This is a genomic window from Pseudomonas sp. P5_B2 (assembly GCF_056400445.1).
The window spans coordinates 1-2,997 of the sequence record NZ_JBFULH010000504.1; the positions used below are offsets into that span (position 1 = coordinate 1).

Annotated in this window: 4 protein-coding genes and 1 pseudogene; 3 read left to right on the top strand and 2 right to left on the bottom strand. The window is 58.3% G+C overall.

Annotated elements, in window-relative coordinates; all coding sequences use genetic code 11:
* The coding region (locus AC1DRJ_RS23025; RefSeq protein WP_477804180.1) for a hypothetical protein at positions 1-69 on the bottom strand (69 nt) is incomplete at its 3' end.
* A gap of 142 nt (positions 70-211) precedes the next feature.
* The gene (locus AC1DRJ_RS23030; RefSeq protein WP_477804178.1) at positions 212-388 is read right to left on the bottom strand and encodes a hypothetical protein; all 177 of its coding nucleotides are present in this window, start codon (positions 386-388) and stop codon (positions 212-214) included.
* Between the two features lie 191 nt (positions 389-579).
* On the opposite strand from AC1DRJ_RS23030, the pseudogene AC1DRJ_RS23035 reads away from it, so the two are divergent.
* The 3 genes and pseudogenes from AC1DRJ_RS23035 to AC1DRJ_RS23045 all read left to right on the top strand — a co-directional run.
* Positions 580-693, top strand: a pseudogene (locus AC1DRJ_RS23035) (site-specific integrase); the annotation flags it as partial.
* 238 nt (positions 694-931) lie between these two features.
* Positions 932-1,852, top strand: a complete 921-nt coding sequence (gene argF, locus AC1DRJ_RS23040) for an ornithine carbamoyltransferase (protein ID WP_477804181.1) — start codon at positions 932-934, stop codon at positions 1,850-1,852.
* A complete protein-coding gene (locus AC1DRJ_RS23045) occupies positions 1,849-2,958 on the top strand; it encodes an ABC transporter ATP-binding protein (RefSeq protein WP_477804179.1) in 1,110 nt (369 codons plus the stop codon). The genes argF and AC1DRJ_RS23045 overlap by 4 nt, the downstream gene beginning before the upstream one ends.
* The last annotated feature ends 39 nt before the right edge of the window (positions 2,959-2,997 follow it).

The following is a 2,997-nucleotide window of genomic DNA, read 5'->3' on the forward strand; positions in this document are numbered from 1 at the left end:
GGTTTCGATGGTCAGGCCGCAAATAGCTTCACACAGGTGGCAGGCACGGTGATGGAGAGTCTTGGTCATGGCCAGTCTCTGTCTTGTTCTGGGCGGGCAATAACGGCCGCGGGAACAAAACTATGGCGCCAGACCCGCTGCTGCGCCAGCGACGTTCGTCTTGTGAATCGGCGACCATCAGGCCAGCCGATGGCTGCGAAACTGGGTCGAATCAATCTGCACTCGTATCGTCCTTGAAATTCTTCACGCCGATAAAAGTACCGACGACGGCCCCCACCACTGCGCTAGAGAGCCCGGGATAAATTGTGCTGGCGATAATCGCGAAGCCCATGAACGTGGAAAGCCCCCCCATATCAAAAGCCGGAGAAACACGACGAAGACGCGTCAAGGCCTGYATATCCGTTTTTTTCGATCGACATACAGGGATCCCTCCTTGGGGTGTTTTGACTTGATTCAGTCGACACCACGCAATGAGGCAGAGGATACCTGAGCATGGCCAGATACCGGTTTGTAAACCGTAACAGCAAACAACGCCAACCTCGAATAACCAGGACTTTTCGGCCCGCAGCCCCCGAACAGACGCGCGCGCTATGTTCGTGCCTGAACCCAGCCTTTATTGCAAACCAGCTCGGTCACAGTGTACAAATGCTGCTCTCGACCTTCGCGGAGTGGATCATTTCCACCTCTGATTGAGCCGAGCGTAACCCGCTGTAATTTCACTGTTTTGGCCCATGTTTGGCCCACACGTCTGACAGAAGACGAGAAAAGCCTTACGAAACAAGCCTCCTATTGGTAAGACGCGACATTTAATTATAAGATCGCGCCTTTCCCTATTTCGTCGCCCCGTGCGGCTTACGCCGCAGGTCTCGCCCGTTGTTCCGTTAAACAAGGCTTTGAGCATCTGCGGTTTGTAGCAAAAAGGTAGTCAATGATGAGCGCAAGGCACTTTCTCTCCATGATGGATTGCACGCCCGAAGAGCTGGTCAGCGTGATCCGTCGAGGCGTTGAGCTCAAGGACCTGCGTAACCGCGGCGTACTGTTCGAGCCTCTGAAAAACCGCGTACTGGGGATGATTTTCGATAAGTCCTCGACCCGCACCCGGATCTCCTTCGAAGCCGGCATGATCCAGCTCGGCGGCCAGGCGATCTTTCTGTCGTCGCGCGACACGCAACTGGGCCGTGGCGAGCCTATCGGCGACAGCGCGATCGTCATGTCGAGCATGCTCGACGCAGTGATGATCCGAACCTTCGCCCACAGCACCCTGACCGAATTCGCCGCCAACTCCCGTGTGCCAGTGATCAACGGCCTGTCCGACGACCTGCACCCGTGTCAGTTGCTGGCCGACATGCAAACCTTCCTCGAACATCGCGGTTCGATCCAGGGCAAGACCGTGGCCTGGATCGGCGACGGCAACAACATGTGCAACAGCTATATAGAAGCGGCGATCCAGTTCGACTTCCAGCTGCGCGTCGCCTGCCCTGAAGGCTATGAACCCAACCCTGAGTTCGTGGCCAAGGCCGGCGATCGGGTGACCATCGTCCGCGATCCAAAGGACGCGGTGCGCGGCGCCCATTTGGTGAGCACCGACGTCTGGACCTCCATGGGCCAGGAAGAAGAAACCGCCAAGCGCTTGAAGCTGTTTGCGCCCTACCAGGTCAATCGCGCGCTGCTGGATCTGGCCGCAGACGATGTGCTGTTCATGCATTGCTTGCCCGCCCACCGCGGCGAAGAGATCAGCGTCGACCTGCTCGACGACAAACGCTCTGTGGCTTGGGATCAAGCGGAAAACCGTCTTCACGCACAAAAGGCCCTGCTCGAATTTCTCGTCCCGCCTTCGTATCACCACGCATGAGCCAGCCATTACTGCTTAACCTGCGCAATCTCGCCTGCGGCTATCAAGACCAGCGGGTCGTGCAAAACCTCAACCTGCATTTGAATGCCGGTGACATTGGCTGCCTGCTCGGCTCATCGGGTTGCGGCAAGACCACCACGTTGCGGGCAATTGCCGGTTTTGAACCGGTGCACGAAGGTGAAATTACCTTGGCGGGAGAGACCCTCTCCCGCGCCGGCTTCACTTTGGCTCCGGAGAAACGTCGGATCGGCATGGTGTTCCAGGATTACGCGCTGTTTCCGCATTTGAGCGTGGCCGACAACATCGCTTTCGGGATCCGCAAGCACCCGCAAAAGGATCGCGTGACCGAAGAGCTGCTGGAACTGGTCAACCTGAAAAACCTCGGCAAGCGCTTCCCGCATGAACTGTCCGGTGGTCAGCAGCAGCGTGTTGCCTTGGCCCGCGCCTTGGCGCCAGAACCGCAACTGTTGCTGCTCGACGAACCGTTTTCCAACCTCGATGGCGAACTTCGGCGCAAGCTTAGCCATGAAGTGCGCGACATTCTCAAAGCCCGTGGCACCAGCGCGATTCTGGTGACCCACGACCAGGAAGAAGCCTTCGCGGTCAGCGACCATGTCGGCGTGTTCAAGGAAGGACGCCTGGAACAGTGGGATACACCCTACAACCTGTATCACGAACCGCTGACACCGTTTGTGGCCAGCTTCATCGGCCAGGGTTATTTCATCCGTGGCCAGTTGAGCAGCCCGGAGTCGGTGCACACCGAGCTGGGTGAGTTGCGCGGCAATCGTGCCTACACCTGGCCGGTTGGGAGTGCGGTGGATGTGTTGCTGCGCCCGGACGATATCGTTTATGCACCGGACAGCGCATTGAAGGCGCGGATTGTCGGCAAGTCGTTCCAAGGCGCATCAACGTTGTACCGGTTGCAGATGCCGACCGGGGCGCAGCTGGAATCGATTTTCCCGAGTCATGTGGATCGGCAAGTCGGTGCTGAGGTCGGCATTCGTGTAGCGGCTGAGCACCTGGTGTTGTTTCAGGCGTCCGGAAGCACCGCCGCGCAGATTCCAGCGGTCGAGTCCGGCGTACGCCGCTACAGCACCGCCAACTGATACACACGGACTAAATGTGGGAGCGGGCTTGCTCGCGAA